This window comes from Halorubrum sp. B52 (genome assembly GCF_059752555.1).
The window spans coordinates 741237-756652 of sequence record NZ_MWTG01000009.1 but is presented as its reverse complement, the minus strand read 5'-3'; the positions used below and the strand labels follow the sequence as shown (position 1 = coordinate 756652).

General features: G+C 72.9%; 16 protein-coding genes. 5 read left to right on the top strand and 11 right to left on the bottom strand.

What is annotated here, in order from left to right:
* Positions 1-42 precede the first annotated feature (42 nt).
* Positions 43-1452 (bottom strand): class II fumarate hydratase, encoded by a 1410-nt coding sequence (locus tag B4V04_RS12355; protein ID WP_498232037.1) that lies wholly within the window; start codon positions 1450-1452, stop codon positions 43-45.
* Between the two features lie 54 nt (positions 1453-1506).
* Positions 1507-1830 carry a BolA family protein gene (locus tag B4V04_RS12350; RefSeq protein WP_498232035.1) on the bottom strand — a complete coding sequence of 108 codons (324 nt, stop codon included), beginning with the start codon at positions 1828-1830 and terminating at the stop codon, positions 1507-1509.
* A 115-nt stretch (positions 1831-1945) separates the two neighbouring features.
* Here B4V04_RS12350 and B4V04_RS12345 point away from each other — a divergent pair, with 115 nt between their 5' ends.
* Complete coding sequence (locus B4V04_RS12345; RefSeq protein WP_498232033.1) at positions 1946-2452, top strand: OsmC family protein; 507 nt, start codon at positions 1946-1948, stop codon at positions 2450-2452.
* A 75-nt stretch (positions 2453-2527) separates the two neighbouring features.
* Here the strand turns inward: B4V04_RS12345 and B4V04_RS12340 are convergent, their stop codons facing one another.
* Entirely contained in the window at positions 2528-3121 is a 594-nt protein-coding gene (locus B4V04_RS12340) for a class I SAM-dependent methyltransferase (RefSeq protein ID WP_498232031.1), read from the bottom strand.
* A 102-nt stretch (positions 3122-3223) separates the two neighbouring features.
* Between B4V04_RS12340 and B4V04_RS12335 the strand changes: the two genes are divergently transcribed.
* From B4V04_RS12335 to B4V04_RS12325, 3 genes are all read left to right on the top strand, one after another.
* Positions 3224-4126 (top strand): zinc finger domain-containing protein, encoded by a 903-nt coding sequence (locus B4V04_RS12335; protein WP_498232029.1) that lies wholly within the window; start codon positions 3224-3226, stop codon positions 4124-4126.
* Positions 4127-4240: 114 nt separating this feature from the next.
* Positions 4241-4684, top strand: coding sequence for a universal stress protein (locus B4V04_RS12330; protein WP_498232027.1), 444 nt, complete (start codon positions 4241-4243; stop codon positions 4682-4684).
* A 143-nt stretch (positions 4685-4827) separates the two neighbouring features.
* Entirely contained in the window at positions 4828-5058 is a 231-nt protein-coding gene (locus B4V04_RS12325) for a hypothetical protein (protein ID WP_498232025.1), read from the top strand.
* Between the two features lie 15 nt (positions 5059-5073).
* Here the strand turns inward: B4V04_RS12325 and B4V04_RS12320 are convergent, their stop codons facing one another.
* Together B4V04_RS12320 and lipP1 are read right to left on the bottom strand one after the other, a co-directional pair.
* Positions 5074-5526, bottom strand: coding sequence for a hypothetical protein (locus B4V04_RS12320; protein WP_498232023.1), 453 nt, complete (start codon positions 5524-5526; stop codon positions 5074-5076).
* Between the two features lie 90 nt (positions 5527-5616).
* Positions 5617-6555: a LipP1 family hormone-sensitive lipase gene (gene lipP1 / locus B4V04_RS12315; protein WP_498232021.1), complete on the bottom strand. Its 939-nt coding sequence runs from the start codon at positions 6553-6555 to the stop codon at positions 5617-5619.
* 96 nt (positions 6556-6651) lie between these two features.
* Here lipP1 and B4V04_RS12310 point away from each other — a divergent pair, with 96 nt between their 5' ends.
* A complete protein-coding gene (locus B4V04_RS12310) occupies positions 6652-7065 on the top strand; it encodes a Rieske (2Fe-2S) protein (RefSeq protein WP_498232019.1) in 414 nt (137 codons plus the stop codon).
* A gap of 30 nt (positions 7066-7095) precedes the next feature.
* On the opposite strand, the gene B4V04_RS12305 is transcribed toward B4V04_RS12310, so the two are convergent.
* The 6 genes from B4V04_RS12305 to B4V04_RS12280 form a co-directional block, all read right to left on the bottom strand.
* Positions 7096-8325 (bottom strand): XdhC family protein, encoded by a 1230-nt coding sequence (locus B4V04_RS12305; protein WP_498232017.1) that lies wholly within the window; start codon positions 8323-8325, stop codon positions 7096-7098.
* 6 nt (positions 8326-8331) lie between these two features.
* On the bottom strand, positions 8332-9225 hold the full coding sequence (locus tag B4V04_RS12300) for a Rossmann-like domain-containing protein (protein WP_498232016.1): 894 nt from the start codon (positions 9223-9225) through the stop codon (positions 8332-8334).
* Positions 9222-10640 carry a VWA domain-containing protein gene (locus B4V04_RS12295; protein WP_498232014.1) on the bottom strand — a complete coding sequence of 473 codons (1419 nt, stop codon included), beginning with the start codon at positions 10638-10640 and terminating at the stop codon, positions 9222-9224. The genes B4V04_RS12300 and B4V04_RS12295 overlap by 4 nt, the downstream gene beginning before the upstream one ends.
* 2 nt (positions 10641-10642) lie before the next feature.
* Positions 10643-11656, bottom strand: a complete 1014-nt coding sequence (locus B4V04_RS12290; RefSeq protein WP_498232012.1) for an AAA family ATPase — start codon at positions 11654-11656, stop codon at positions 10643-10645.
* Positions 11653-12801 carry an XdhC family protein gene (locus B4V04_RS12285; RefSeq protein WP_498232010.1) on the bottom strand — a complete coding sequence of 383 codons (1149 nt, stop codon included), beginning with the start codon at positions 12799-12801 and terminating at the stop codon, positions 11653-11655. The genes B4V04_RS12290 and B4V04_RS12285 overlap by 4 nt, the downstream gene beginning before the upstream one ends.
* 95 nt (positions 12802-12896) lie before the next feature.
* A complete protein-coding gene (locus B4V04_RS12280) occupies positions 12897-15392 on the bottom strand; it encodes an aerobic carbon-monoxide dehydrogenase large subunit (RefSeq protein WP_498232008.1) in 2496 nt (831 codons plus the stop codon).
* Between the last annotated feature and the right edge of the window lie 24 nt (positions 15393-15416).

Genomic DNA, 15416 nt, shown 5'->3' with positions numbered 1-15416 from the left:
GCCCCCGGCGCGGCCCGTCCGCGCCGGCTCGTTACGGGCCAGTCAGTCCTCGTCGCCGAGGATGACGCGGTGCGTCATCGCCTCGGGGTCGAGCACCTCGTCGGCCTCTTCCTCGGTGAGGTAGCCGGCCTCGACGGCGGCCTCGCGGACGCTCTTCCCCTCCTTGAGCGCCGTCTTCGCGACCTTCGACGCCTTGTCGTAGCCGATCGCGGGGTTCAGCGCGGTCGCCAGCGCCATCGACTGCTCGACGCGCGTCTCGCAGTGCTCCTCGTTGGCCTCCAGCTTCGCGACGAAGCGCTCGCCGAACGTCGCCGCGGCGTTCGACAGCAGCTCGGCGGACTCGAGGAAGTTGTGCGCGATGACGGGCTTGTAGAGGTTTAAGTCGATCTCGCCGCGGGCGGCGCCCGCCGAGATCGCGGCGTCGTTGCCGACGACCTGCTTGTGGACCTGGTTGACCGACTCGGCGACGACCGGGTTGATCTTCCCGGGCATGATCGAGGAGCCGGGCTGGTTCTCGGGCTGCTCGATCTCGCCGAGCCCGTTGCGGGGGCCGGAGGCGAGCAGCCGCAGGTCGTTCGCCATCTTGTTCATGCTCCCGGCGATCGTCCGGAGCGCGCCGTGGGCCTCGGCCATCGCGTCGTGGGCCGCCTGCGCCTCGAAGTGGTTGTCGGCCTCGCGGAACGTCGTGTTCGTCTCGTCGGAGATGTACTCCGCCGCCAGCTCCGGGAAGTCGGGGTGGGTGTTGAGCCCGGTGCCGACCGCGGTGCCGCCGAGGGCGAGCTCGCGGAGGCTCGACTGGACCGTCTCGGCGCGCTCGATCCCCTTCGCGGCCTGGGTCCGGTAGCCGCCGAACTCTTGGCCGAGCCGGATCGGCGTCGCGTCCTGCAGGTGCGTGCGGCCGGTCTTGACGACGCCGTCGAACTCCGCCTCCTTCGCCTCCAGCTCGGCGTGGAGCGTCTCCAGCGCGGGCACGAGGTCCTTCTCGACGGCCTCGAGGGCGGCGACGTGCATCGCGGTCGGGATCACGTCGTTCGACGACTGTCCGTAGTTGACGTGGTCGTTCGGGTGGACGACGCGGTCGCCGATCTCCGCGCCGGCGATCTCGGCGGCGCGGTTGGCGATCACCTCGTTGGCGTTCATGTTCGAGGAGGTGCCCGAGCCGGTCTGGAACACGTCGACCGGGAACTGGTCGTCGTGCTCGCCGGCGATCACCTCGTCGGCGGCGGCGACGATCGCCTCCGCGGTGTCCTCGTCGACGAGGCCCAGGTCGCGGTTCGCCTGCGCGGCCGCCTTCTTGACGACGCCGAGCGCGCGGATGAACCGCCGGCTCATCGGGATCCCCGAGATCGGGAAGTTCTCGACCGCTCGCTGGGTCTGCGCGCCCCAGTAGGCGTCGGCCGGCACCTGCATCTCGCCGAGGCTGTCCTCCTCCGTGCGGTATTGCTCGCCCATGCGCGACGCTTCCCGCGAGACCGGGTAAAAGCTATTGAATGCGGCCGTCCCGACTCACTCTCCCTCGACCGGGAACAGCCCCGCCTCGCGGAGGTCGGGCGCGAGGCTCCCGTCGCCGTGCTCGGCGTAGTCGGCGGGCGTGTACGTCTTGATCTCCAAGGCGTGGACGGACCGGGTCATGTGGTCGCCGACGGCGTCGTACACGCGCTGGTGCTGGTCGACGAGCGACTCGCCGTCGAAGGCGGGGGAGACGACGACGGCCGCGAAGTGCGCGTCCTCGTCCTCGTCGTCGTGGATCCGCGGGTTCGTCACGCGGGCGACGGCGTCCGGGATCCCCGCCTCGATCAGGTCCTCGATCTCGGCCGGTTCGATGGTCATACCCCGTCTCGGAGCCCCCTCGGCAAAAAGCGACCGCATGCGGTCCGGGGGAGTCGCCGCGCGGACGTGAGCGGCGCAAGCTTCTTTTCGCGAGTCACGGTAACGGGAAACGATCATGTCAGACGTTGACTTGCGGGAGGAGCAGGAGCCGCTGAAACGCGAGTACGAGGAGAACCCGGACGCGGCCAAGGTCACGCTGAGCGCGACGGGCGAAGAGCAGGACGACGTGCGTTCCTGCAGCGTCGACATCGGCCGCGCGATCTACGAGGCGGAGCTCCACGAGGGGGCCGGCGGTCCCGGCGCCGCCGCCTGCTCCGGGGACCTCCTCCTCGGCGCGCTGGCGGCCTGCTCGCAATTGACCGCCCAGGCCGTGGCGGAGAACTTCGGGGTCGACCCCGACATCAGCGTGGAGGCCAGCGGCGACCTCGACCTCCGCGGGACGCTCGGCATCGACGACGACGTCCGGGTCGGCTTCGAGGAGATCCGCCTCGACGTGAGCGTCGACGGCGACCTCGACGAGGACACGCGAGCGGCGCTGCGGAAGTACACCGAGCGGTACTGCGTGGTGTACCAGACGCTAGCGGACGCGCCCGAGCCGGAGACGACGTGGGAGTTCTCGTAGGCGGAGACGACGTGGGGGTTCTCGTAGGCGGGGACGCCGCGAGGGGTCTCGTAGGGAGTCCCGCCCCGACCCGGCTCAGCGCTCGAAGACGAGCCCGTAGTGGAACGGCGGCAGGTCGACCTCGCGGGCGAGCCGCAGGTCGCTCGCGTCCTCGACCGCGCGCCTCGTCTCCTCGGGCCCCAGCCGCAGTTCGGTCGGCGGGCCGCGCGGCTCGCCGTCGACCGCCGTCTCCTCCCGGGGCCGGTCGCGCCAGTTGACGACGACGAACCGCCCGTCGGCGGCGAGCGCGGCGGCGACGCCCGCGACGAACCCCGCCCGGTCGTCGATCCCGTGGAAGGCGTTCGCGAGCAGCGCGAGGTCGACCGGCTCGGGAAGGAGGTCGGCGAGGTCCCGGGCGTCGCCGCGGACCGGGACGACGTTCCCGATCCCCTGCGCGTTCGCCATCCCCTCCAGCTCAGCGAGCAGCGTCGCGTCGACGTCGACGGCGTACACCGACGCCGGGTCGGCGAGCCGCGCGGCCGGCAGGGCGAAGTAGCCGTTGCCGCAGCCGATCTCGGCGACGCGGTCGCCCGGGGTCAGACCGAGCCGCCGAAGGGTGTCCGCCGGCGTCGGCCAGATCCGTCCCCACCAGTCCCAGTCCGGCTGCCCTGTGTTCCGGAAGCGCTCCATGCGGGCCGTAGCGATCGACCGGATTTAGCGGTTGGGGTCCCCGCGCCGAGCGCTCCGCGAGTGGGAAGGGGTTTGTCGTCGGAGCCGAAACGGTCCTCGCAGATGTCTCACCGGGACGACCTGCGCGAGGCGGCCGACGCCCTCGGCGGCTCCGTCGTCGTCTGCGGCCTCGGCGCCTACGCCGACCGGCTCGCCCGCGTCGAGTTCCGCGACGCCCGGTACGCGTCGGCAGCGGAGCTCCTCGCGGAGACGACGCCCGCGGGCGAGCCGGGCGCCGCGCCCGCCACGGCCGACGCGTCGCCGCCCGCGGCGGTCGTCGTCGTGCTCGATCCCGACGACCTCGGCGAGGGCGACGAGGCGAGCGAATCGCTCCGGGCGCTCGCCGGGCTCGACGCGTTCGCGGTCGCGGTCGTCCCCGCGAACGCGGCCGACGGCGACGCGCTCTCGGCGGTCCGCGACTCGGTCGACGCCGTGTTGCTCGCGGAGGGCGACGCCGTCGAGGCGGCGATCCGCGCGTTCCTCGCGACGGTCCAGGAGCCCGGCTTCGTCAACCTCGACCTCACCGACGCGGAGACGGTGCTCTCGGCCGGCGTCGCCGCGCTGGGGACCGGGACCGCCGACCGCGACGCGCCGGGGACCGCGGTCGCGTCGGCCTTCGACGGGCTCCCCGCGGGGGTCGACGCGACCGACGCGAGCGCGGTGCTCGTGGACGTCGTCGTCGATCCGGAGACCAGCATCGCCGCCGCGACCGACGTGATCGCGGCGGTCCGCGAGCGGATCGGCGCCGACGCCAACGTGATCTGGGGCGGCGCGGTCGACGAGGCGGCCGCGGCGGAGCTCTCCGTTCGGCTCGTCGTCGCCGGCGTCCGCCACGCCCCGCCGCTCGCCGCCGGCGATCCCTGCCCGCGCTGCGGGGCGCCCCTCTCCGCGTACGAGTTCGGCGCCCGCGAGACGCTCTCCTGCGACGACTGCGGCTACTCCGGCATCGCGATGCGGCGCGGGTGACCGTCGCGGGTGAGACCCGCGCGGCGCCGCCCCGTCGCTCTCCGGAACGCGTTCGCGTCGAGGGGCACCGCCGACGGTAATTTTCTTTGAATACGGGCGCGTACCCTCGCCCGTATGTACGGCACGACCCTGATCCCGACCGGCGGTAGCGACGCCGCGTTCGCGGCCGTGGACGACGCGGTGGAGGTCACGGCGCCCGACGGGACGGTCCACGTCCTCGGCGTGCTGGAGGACATCCCGACCTACGAGCGGTCGGGGAAGCCGGGCGCGTTCGACGGCGACGAGGACGACGACCAGGAGCAGCGGGTCCGCCTCGAGGCGGCCGTCGAGCGGATCGAGAGGGAGGCGACGGGGGCGGGAATCGACTGCGAGACCGCGATCGAGGAGGGGGTTCCGTCGCGCGAGATCGTCGCGTACGCGGACGAGATCGGCGCCGACGCGATCGTCATGGGGACCCGCGGCGCGCGCGACGCCGCGGGCGACCTGCTCGGCAGCACGACCGAGCGCGTCCTCCGCGACGCGTCGACGACGGTCGTCTCCGTTCCCGCGTCGGAGTAACGGCCTGACGCGTTTCGCGCCATACCCCGTCACTTATTCCCACGCGGACCGACGAGATCGACCGTGGTCGCGTTCGTAACGACGGTGACCGGCGCGTCGCCCTCGGCGGCGCCCGGCTCGGTCAGGCGGCGGGTGAGCGGGCCGTGAGCGACGACGGCCTCTTGGGATCGCTGTCGCTCGCGGGGCTGTTGAGTCTCTGCTGTATCGGCTTCGGCGGACTGGCCGGCGGCGCCGCCGTCGCGGGCGGCGGGGCGTCGGTGAGCGTCGTCACCGCGGGCGCGACGGGGGTCCGAGGCGCGCTGATCTCCGGTCTCGTCACGTTCGCGACGGTGTTCGCCGTCGCCGGTGTGATTCGGTGGCGGCAGCGCCGGTGACGCGACGGTCGACGGTCAGCGCTGCGGCTCGTCCGGCGCGGCGCGGGGCTCGCGTTCCGGGGCGGCCCGCCGCGGGGCGGGAGCCGACTCCTCCCGGTACAGCCGGAGGAGGTCCTCTAAGACGACCGCGTGCCGATCGCTCGGGACGTACTGGTGGTCGATGAAGTCCTCGGCGTCGCTGAAGTTCCCGCGGAGCGCCAGCTTCCTGACGAACGCGACGGACTCGAAGAACGGCGGGTGGTCCGCGTCGGCGTCGCCGCCGAGCTCGCGCTCCGCCCGCGGCATCACCTCCCCTCTGATCTCCTCGTAATCGATCGTCTCCGGCTCGTAGTCGTCGAGCACCTGGTTCAGCACGTAGTCGGTCGAAAACCGGTAGAACTCGGACTTGCTCTCGAACTGGCCGCTCTCGACCAGCGACTCGATCTCGCCGACCACAGACTCGGGAAACCGGACCGTGCTCTTCACCATGCGTCCACGAGGCGCCCCCACCCGTATTACCTTTTTGTAAGTCGACAGAAACTTCGCGGTGCGGGAGCGGCGAAAAGACCCCCCTGCGGTTCACGCCTCGCGCCGGAACGAGCCGGCGAGGTCGTCGGCGACGGCCGCGATCGCCTCCTCGGCGCGGTCGACCTCGCGGAGCGTCATGAAGCCGTGGACCATCGCCTCGTAGTTCTCGTACCGCGTCGGGACGCCGTCCCGGACCAGCTGCTCGGCGTACGCCCGCCCGCCGTCGCGGAGCGGGTCGAACCCCGCGGTGACCACCGTCGCCGGCGCGACGCCGCCGAGGTCGCCGGCGTTCGTCGGGTCGGCGTACGGGTTCCGGCGGTGGATCTCGTCGCCGTAGTAGCAGTCCGCGAACCACTCGAGGTCGGCCTCGTCGAGGACGACCCCGGCGTGCTCCCGGACCGACGGCTGGTCCGGGTCGACGCCGACGCCCGGGTACAACAGCGCCTGGTACTCGATCGGGGGACCGTCGCGCTCGGCGGCCATGAGCGCGGCGACCGCGGCGAGCGCCCCGCCGGCCGAGTCGCCCGCGACCGCAACCTCCCCCGTGCCGGCGAGCGCGTCCGGGTTCTCCGCGGCCCACTCGACGGCGGCGTACGCGTCCGCGACCGCCGCGGGGAACGGGTGTTCGGGCGCGAGCCGGTAGCCGACCGAGAGGACGGCGCAGCCGCTCTCCCGCGTGAGCCCCCGACAGAGCCGGTCGTGGGTGGCGACGCTGCCGAGCACGAACCCGCCGCCGTGGAAGAAGACAACCGTCGGGAACGGTCCCTCGGCGTCCGGGAGGTAGAGCCGCGCGTCGAGGTCGCCGTCGGGACCGGGTATCGTCCCGTCGACCGTCCGCCCGACCGGCGGGGGGTTCCGGTTGCGGATCCGCATCACCGGCTCGGTGAGGAGGCGGGCGAGCTTCAGCCCCCACTCGCTGTGCGGGATCGGGAACCGCTCCTGGCGCTCGATCGCCGCCTTCGCCTGCGGATCGATCTCGTCGGCGTGCATGGCCCAAGGTGCGTCGAAGCGGAGTTGAGTCTTCGGGCGGCGCGTCTGCGGGTCCCGCCGCGACGCTTTTCACCCGGGAAATCGTGGACGCGGTCGATGCCAGACGGGACGAAGATCACCGACGTCGAGACCGTCACCGAGCGGGGATCGTACCGCTTCACGGCGGCCGACCCGTTCACGAACGACCGGGAGGTCGTCATCGTGCCCTGCGAGGAGCCGCCCGGGGTTCGGGCGTGGATCAACACCTGCCCGCACGAGAGCCAGCGGTTCGACACGGGCGACGGCGTGCCGATGCGGGACGGCGAGGTGATCTGCCCGCGGCACGGCTCGCTGTTCGACGCCTGCTCCGGCGAGTGCGACAACGGCCCGGCGGCCGGGACGACGCTCCGCGGCGTCGAGGTCGCCGTCGACGACGGCGCCGTCTACCTGATCGACGACGACTACGCGTTCCGACACGAGGGCGGGACCGACGACGACGGTCCGGGGTCGACGTCGCACCTCTCGCTCTGATCTGTCGCTCGCTCCCCCTTCGGGCCGCCGCTACCGACTCGGCGGCTCCGGCTCCGAGCGCGCCTCGACGTCGACGCGGTCGTGGATGTGCCCCTCGCGCTCGCGGAGGTGCCGCGGGGTCCGGCCGTTGCTGACGGCGAGGATCTCGCCGACGATGCTGTGGGCGATCTGGTACGGCGAGCCGCCGCCGAGGTCGAGCCCGATCGGCGTGTACAGCGACGCGAGCTCGGACTCGTCGAACGTCGTCCCCTCGTCGTCGTACGCCTCCATCATCTCCTCGAACCGCTCCCGCGGGCCCATCAGGCCGACGTAGGGGGCCGGCGACCGGAGCAGCTCCTCGACGGCGATCCGGTCGTCGACGAAGTTGTGGGTCATCACGACCGCGTGCGTCCGCTCGTCGAGGCCGAGCGCGTCACCGAGTCCCGCCGGCGACGTCGTCACGGTCCGGTGGGCGTCGGGGAACCGCGCGTCGAGGTCGACCCCGCCGCGGAAGCCGACGACGGTGACACGGAAGTCGTTCCGCTCGGCCAGTTCGACCACCGGTCCGACGTCGTGGCCGGTGCCGAAGACGACGAGGTCGTCCGGGGCGGCGAGCCCGTCGACGAACACCTCGAGCGTCTCGCCGGCATCCCCCTCGACCGTGACCACGTCGGCGGCGCCGCGCGCGGCGAGGTCCGCTGCCGGCCCCGCGAGCGCCTCGGTCGGCCACCCGTCTGCAGGCGACCCGTCGGGGAGCGTCAGCCGGTCCTCGTCGGGACGGTAGTACGCGCGCTCGCCGAGGCGGTCGCGGTCGGTGTCCGGGGCGTCGTCGACGTCGCCCGCACCGCCCTCTTCTCCCTCGCCGCCCGCGGAGAGCACCGTGAGCACCGCGACGTCGCGGCCGGCGCCGAACGCCTCGACGGCCGGGCGATACGTCTCGTCTAACGGTTCCAGGAGGACGTCGATCACGCCGTTACAGCCCACGCCGAGCCCCCAGACGTCGTCGTCGTCCTCCATCAGGTCGTAGGTGACCCGGTCGGGGCGGCCCGTCTCGCGGACCGCCTCCGCGGCGGCGAGCAGGTCGTCCTCGATACAGCCCGCGGTGATCGAGCCGACGCCGGTCCCGTCGTCGTCGAGGAGCATCTTCGCCCCCGGGCGACGGTAGGCGTTGCCCTCGACGTCGACGATCGTCGCGAGCACGTCGGTGCCGTCGGCGTCGAGTCGGTCGCGAACGCGCTGTACCACTTCGGTCTCCGGTACGCTCCAGTTGCTTGCTGTCATGTCAGGTCACAGGTCGATGGTCGCCGGCGCGTCGCGCGCCGCGTACACCTTCCGAACGCCGCGGTCGTGGAGGTCCGTGCCGCAGGCGCCGCCCGCCACCGCGGCCCGCGCCCGCCCGGGGTCGTCCACCGCCGCGCCGGCGACGACGTCGACGCCCCGCTCGAACAGCGGGCCGGGGAGCGACGAGGCGGTCGCCCCCACCACGACGACCGTCGCCGACGCGGGGGCGGCGTCGAGATATCGCTCGATCCCGCCGTACACGAGCGTCGATCCGGTGACGAAGACCACGTCCGCCCCCTCCATCGCGGCCGCGGTCTCCGCAGGGATGAACGACCGGAGCGCGACGCCCGCGGGGGTCGACACCGCCTCGGGGTCGACGGGCTCCCGCTCGATCGCGCGGACCTCGACGCCGTCGAACTTCCGGAACGCGGGCCGGAACAGCCCGACCGTGACGACCGTCTCGACCGACGGGTCGAGCAGCGCCATCGGGTCGCCGTCGCGCCAGTCGAGCAGCGGCGCCGCGCAGGCGTTCAGCGTCGCCACCGCGAGTGCGCGGGCGCCGAGGACGACCTCGTCGGTTGCGGCGCCGCCTCCGCCCTCTCCCGACCGGATCGGCGCCAGCAGTCCCTCGACGTCGTCTGGCACCGTCGGCGCGGATCCCGGCGGAAGGTGCGCGAGTCCGGCCGCCGGTCGGCCCGGTCGCTCATCGCCGCCCTCGAGCTCCACGAGCGCGATTGACTCCCCGAGCGTGACGCGATCGAGGCGGACTCCGGAGAGCACGCCGCGGTCGCGGAGCGCGTCGCGCGTCGCCCGCAGGACGGGACCGGGCCACGCGGCGTCGACGTCGTCGGAACCGGTGGGGTCGGCGCCGGCGGCGGCTCGGTCGACGTCGTCGGTCATACGACACCTCCGTCACCGGCGTCCGCGTCGCCCGTCTCCGTCCCGCCGCGAGATCGACCTCGCTCGCCTCCGGGCGCGCTGCCGGTCCGACGCGGGTCGTGCTCGTAGCCGACCGGCCCGCCGAGCCCGCGGCGCTCGATCTGGCGGGCGGCCTCCGCGAGATCGCTCGCCTCCGCGAATCCGAACAGCCCGTCGACGTAGGGGGCCGCGTCGCTCATCCCGCGGGACGCCGGCTCGAACGACGGGGAGACGGCGAGCGGGTTGAGCCAGACGACGCCGTCAGCGCGGTCCGCGAGCCACGTGATCCCGTCCGTGAGCAGCTCCGGGTCGCCCACGTCGAGCCCGTCGCTCACGACGACGACGACCGTCCGCCGGTCGACGGCGTGCGGGGCGGTCCGGCGCAGCTCGTCGAACGCGCCCCCGATCTCGGTGCCGCCGCCCCACTCGATCTCGGCGGCGCGGAGCGCCTCCGCCGGCGAGCGGGCCGGGTCCGCGAACGCCGCCGTCGCCTCCGCGAGGTCGGTGTCGAAGAGGAAGACGCGGGCGTCGCGGGCGCTCCCCGCGACCCGCTCCCCGAGCCCGAGCAGCGCGCTCCGGTCGATCGTGTCGAGCACCGACCCGCTGACGTCGACGAGCAGGCAGCACCGCAGCTCGCTCGGCGTCGGCTCGTCGCGCGGGAGGTCGATCGGCGCGCCGCCGGTCTGGAGGCTCGCCCGCAGCGCGCTCCGCGCGTCGACGAGCGGACCGGTCGGCGACCGGCGGCGGCGGCGGCCCGGGAGCGACGAGAGCGCGTCGACGAACCGGTCCGCGGCCGCGCGCTCCGCGCTCGACGGCGCCGGCACGTCCGCCTCCACGAGCGCGCTCTCGCCGACCGCGCTGTACCGGCGCCCGTCCGTCTCCTCGCGCGGCTCGTCGGTCGGGCGGTCGCCGGCGGCGTGGCGGCGGTCGGTCGGGATCCGGACGGTCGGGTCGCCGTCCCCGTCGGCGTCCATCTCCGGCGGCTCCGCGCCGTCGAGCAGGCCGGGCTCCTCCGCGTCTGCGGTCGGCCCCGTCTCGTCTCCCTCCCGGTCGCCGTCGCCCCCCTCGTCGCCCGCCGGCGACGGCCCGTCGTGGGCGGTGGCGATCCGGTCGAGCCCGCTCCGGAGCCGGTGCCAGAACGTCGGGAACGCCTCGTCGAAGGCGTCGCCGTCGGCGGTCTCGGAGAGCAGGCTCGCGCGCAGCGCCGCCTCGACCCGGTCCTCGTCGTCCAGGCCGACCGCCGCGAGCGCGCGGGCGGCGTCGAGGGCGCCCGAGGCTGGCACGGCGACGCCGTCGCGCCGGAGCACGGCCACGAACCGGATCAGCTCCGCGAGGAGGTGCTCCCTCGCGGCCGGGAAGTCGGGCGTCTCCGTCGCGGTGCGGTCGGGGGGCGCCACGGTCACTCGACCCGCTCGGCCGCCGCGCTCGCGGCGTCGTGGAGGCGTTCGAGCAGTTCCGAGTCGACGCGGCCGACGTCCTCCGCCTCCTTCAGCAGGCAGCCGATCGTCCGCTCGATCTCGTCCGGCGCGAGCGGCTCGTCGGCGTCCTCGTGGCGCAGCGCGGCGACCGCACGAGCCCAGTCCAGCGTCTCGGCGACGCCCGGGCGCTTGAGGAACGACTCCTCGCGCAGGCGTTCGACCACCGAGCACACCTCGGCGGCGACGGCGGCGTCGAGCTCCGGCACCTTCCGGCGGACGATCTCGTACTCCGTCTCGAACGACGGGGGCTCGACGTGGAGGTAGAGGCATCGCCGCTTCAGCGCGTCGCTCAGCCCCCGCGTCCGGTTCGACGTGAGGATCACGATCGGCGGCGTCGACGCGCTCACGGTGCCGTACTCCGGGATCGACACCTGGAAGTCGGAGAGCAGCTCCAGCAGGAACGCCTCGAACTCCTCGTCCGCGCGGTCGATCTCGTCGATCAGCAGCACCGGCGGGCGCCCCTCCGAACTGCGGAGCGCGCGCAACAGCGGGCGTTCGAGGAGGTACTCCTCGCCGAACACCGAGCCGGCGGCGTCGCCGTCGCACCCGGCGCCCCCCTCGTGCTCGCGTCCCCCGGCCACCGCGCCGGCGTCGCCGTTCGTCGTGGCGCCCCCGGCGACGGTGCCCTCGTCGGCCTGCACGGCGAGCAACTGCTTGGTGTAGTTCCACTCGTAGAGGGCGTTCTCGGCGGTGAGCCCCTCGTAACACTGGAGGCGGATCAGCTCCGTGTCGAACCCCTCCGCGAGCGTCTTGCCGAGTTCAGTCTTCCCGCTGCCGGGCGGCCCCTCGACGAGGAGCGGGCGCCCCAAGCGAAGGGCGAGGTCGACCGTCGTCACCGTGCGATCGTCGGCGACGTAGTCGGTCGCCTCGAACCGCTCGCGGAGCTCCTCCTCGGTGAGCGAGGCGAAGGGGTTCCCGTCGAGCTCCCCGCTCACGCCTCGGCCCCCTCCAGGTACGACGCCGGGTCGTTCGCGAACGAGTCGGCGCAGCCGTGACAGCAGAAGTGGTACGTCTCGCCGTCGTGCTCGACCGACGCGTCCGCGGTCGCCGGGTCGACGGTCATGCCGCAGACCGGGTCGATCGCGGTGTCTGCGGCGGCGTCGGCGTCGTTGCCGTCGTCGATTTCGGCGTCTTCGTCGGCGTCACCTCCGGCGGTCGCCCCCTCTGCACTCGTCTGCCTCGCCGGGCTCGCCGCCGACCGCTCGTCGACGACCTCGGCGAGCAGGCTCGCCGCGATCGCCGCCGGGGTGTAGGCGGCCACGTCGACGCCGGCGGGGTTCGTCACGGCCGCGGCGACGTCGTCGACGTCGCGGTCGAGCAGCCCCGCGGCGCGCTCGGTCACCTCGGCCGCGCGCTCGTCGCTGGCGACGAGGCCGACGTAGGGCGCGTCGGCGAGGATCCCGGCGGCGACGCCGCGCGCGTCGTACTCGCCCATCGAAGCGACGATGACGAGCGGCGCGGCGCCGACGGCGTCGGCGATCGCCTCGTGGTCGATCGTGTCGAGCACCCGCGTCGCATCCGGCACGTCGCGGTCCGCGTCGCCGTCGGCGACGACGAGCGTCACGTCGACCGCGAGCTCGTCGGCCAGCCGCGCGAGCGATCGGGTCACCGGGGAGTCGCCGACGACGACGAGCTCGGTCGTCGGCGTCACCGGCTCGATGAACAGCTCCAGCACGCCCTCGCTGTGACACGTCATCGGGAAGGCGTCGAGCCCGGGACGGTCGACCGTTTCCGGGTCGGGCGCGATCCCGACGAGCCGGGGGATCCCGTCCTCGATCGCCGCGACGCCCTGCGTCGCCACGATCGACTGCGCGCAGGCCGCGCCGCCGACCCAGCCGCGGATCTCGCCGTCGGCGGTGACGACCGCGCGGTCGCCGACGTTGGCCGACACCGGCGGCTCGCGGCGGACGATCGTCGCCCGCGCGTACGGCTCGCGGCGCTCGACGAGCTCGGCCTCCACGTCGGAGACGTCGCCGTCGTCGGTCCTCGTCGCGGTCCCGCTCGGTTCGTCGTCGGGCCTCTGGCCCCCGTCGCGTACGGGCTCGTGGGCCCGGTCGTGTGCGGTCTCGTCGTGTGTCATCAGTTGGTGGAAACGGCGCCGCGCCGGGCGACTCGGTCGGACCGGCCGTCGGTCCGGTCGGGCCGGGAATCGGCGCGGGGCTGGCTGCGTGCGGCTCAGTCGTCGGCCGGTTCGGCGTCGTCGCCGAGGTCGAACTCGACGTTGTGGGCGGGCTGGTGGGCCAGCCCGGCCTCGTCGAGCGTCTCCCAGACGACGTCCGGCGTCATCGGCATCTCCACGTGGGAGACGCCGGCGTGGCTCATCGCGTCGACGACCGCGTTGACGATCGCCGGCGGCGACCCGACCGTGGGCGACTCGCCGACGCCCTTCGCGCCGATCGGGTGGTGCGGCGACGGCGTGACGGTGTGTCCCGTCTCGAAGTTCGGGATCTCGTTGGCCGTCGGCAGCAGGTAGTTCATGAAGTCGCCGCCGGTGACGTTGCCGTTGTCGTCGTAGGTGACCTTCTCTAACATCGCGGTGCCGATCCCCTGCGCGAGCCCGCCGTGGATCTGGCCCTCGATGATCATCGGGTTGATGCGGTTGCCGCAGTCGTCGACCGCGACGAACTTCTCGAAGTCGACCTCGCCGGTCTCGCGGTCGACCTCGACGACGACGATGTACGAGCCGAACGGGTACGTCATCTCCGGCGGGTCGTAGTAGTTCACGGCCTCCAGCCCGGGCTCCTCGTCCCCGGGGTGGTTCATGTAAGCGCCGGCCGCGATCTCCGTGATGGTGATCGAGCGGTCGGGCGCGCCGGCGACGTGGAACTCGCCGGACTCGCGGTCCCACTCGATGTCCTCCTCGGCGGCCTCCAGCTCGTTAGCGGCGATCGACTTCGCCTTGTCGCGCACCTTGCGCGCGGCGACGGCGGCGGCCGCGCCCGCGACGGGCGTCGACCGCGAGCCGTACGTCCCGAGCCCGTACGGCTCGGTGTCGGTGTCGCCGTGCTCGACCGTGATGTCGTCGACGTCCATCCCGAGCTCCTCGGCGACGATCTGCGCGAAGGTGGTCTCGTGGCCCTGCCCCTGCGTCTGGACGCCGACCCGCAAGACGGCGTTGCCGGTCGGGTTCACGCGCAGGTCCGCGGAGTCGAACATCTCGATGCCGGCGATGTCGCACTGCTTGCCGGGCCCGGCGCCGACGACCTCCGTGAACGAGGAGATGCCGATGCCGATGAGCTTGTCGGCGTCCTCCTCGATCCGGCGCCGCTGCTCCTCGCGGTAGTGCTCGTAGTCGGCCATCTCCAGGGCCTTGTCGAGCGCCTTCTCGTAGTTCCCGGAGTCGTAGTTCCAGCCCGTCGCGGACTCGTACGGGAACGCGTCCGAGGGGATGAAGTTCCGCCGGCGGATCTCCGCCGGGTCCATCTCCAGCTCGTCGGCGAGCACCTTCACCATGCGCTCGATGAGGTACACCGCCTCCGTGACGCGGAACGAGCACCGGTAGGCGACGCCGCCGGGCGCGGTGTTGGTGAACGCGGCCGTCAGCGAGCCGTACGCGGCCTCGATGTCGTACGAGCCGGTGAAGATGTTGAAGAAGCCGGCCGGGAACTTCGACGGCTGGGCCGCCGCGTTGTACGCGCCGTGGTTGGCGAGCACGTCGACCTTGACGCCCTCGATCACGCCGTCCTCGGTTGCGGCGAGCTCGCCGGTCATGTCGTAGTCGCGGGCGAACCCGGTCGTCTGGATGTTCTCGGAGCGCTCCTCGATCCACTTCACCGGCTGTTCGAGGACGTACGACGCCGCGGCGGCGACGACGTACCCCGGGTATATCGGCACCTTGTTGCCGAACCCGCCGCCGACGTCGGGGCTCACGATCCGGACCTTATGCTCCGGGATCCCCGACACCTGCGAGAACAGGGTGCGGTGGGCGTGGGGCGCCTGCGAGGTCATGTGTACCGTCATCTTGTCCATCCCGGGGTCCCAGTCCGCGACCGCGCCGCACGTCTCGATCGGGGCGGGGTGGAGCCGCTGGTACAGCATGTTCTCCTCGACGGTGACGTCGGCCTCGTCGAACACCTCGTCGGTGGCCTCCTTGTCGCCCGTGTCCCAGTCGAAGATGTGGTTGTCTTCCTGGTCGTCGAGCTCGTCGCGCACGAGCGGCGCGTCCTCCTCGAGCGCCTCCTCGGCGTCGACGACGGGGTCGAGCACGTCGTAGTCGACCTCGACCTTCTCGGCGCCGTCCTTCGCCGCGTAGCGGTCCTTCGCGATGACGGCCGCGACCTCCTGCGACTGGAACTTCACCTTGTCGTTGACGAGCACGTCCTGCGTGTCGTCCATCAGCGTCGGCATCGTCGCGAGGTCGTGCTCCAGTAAGTCATCGGCCGTCAGCACCGCGACGACGTCGTCCATCGCCTCGGCGCGGGAGCCGTCGATCTCCTCGATCCGGGCGTGGGCGTGCGGGCTCCGGACGATCTCGCAGTGGAGCATGCCCGGCTTCTTGATGTCGTCGACGTAGTTGCCGCGGCCGGTGATGAAGCGCTTGTCCTCCTTGCGCGTCACCTCCTCGCCCATGCCGCCGCGGCCGTGGCCGCAGTGTTTCTCCGGGTCGGGACCGCCGTCCTCGTCGTGCTGATACTCCGTCTCCGCGTCGGGGGTATCCGGTTCGCTGCTCATTTGGTGTCACCTCGATCGTCCGCG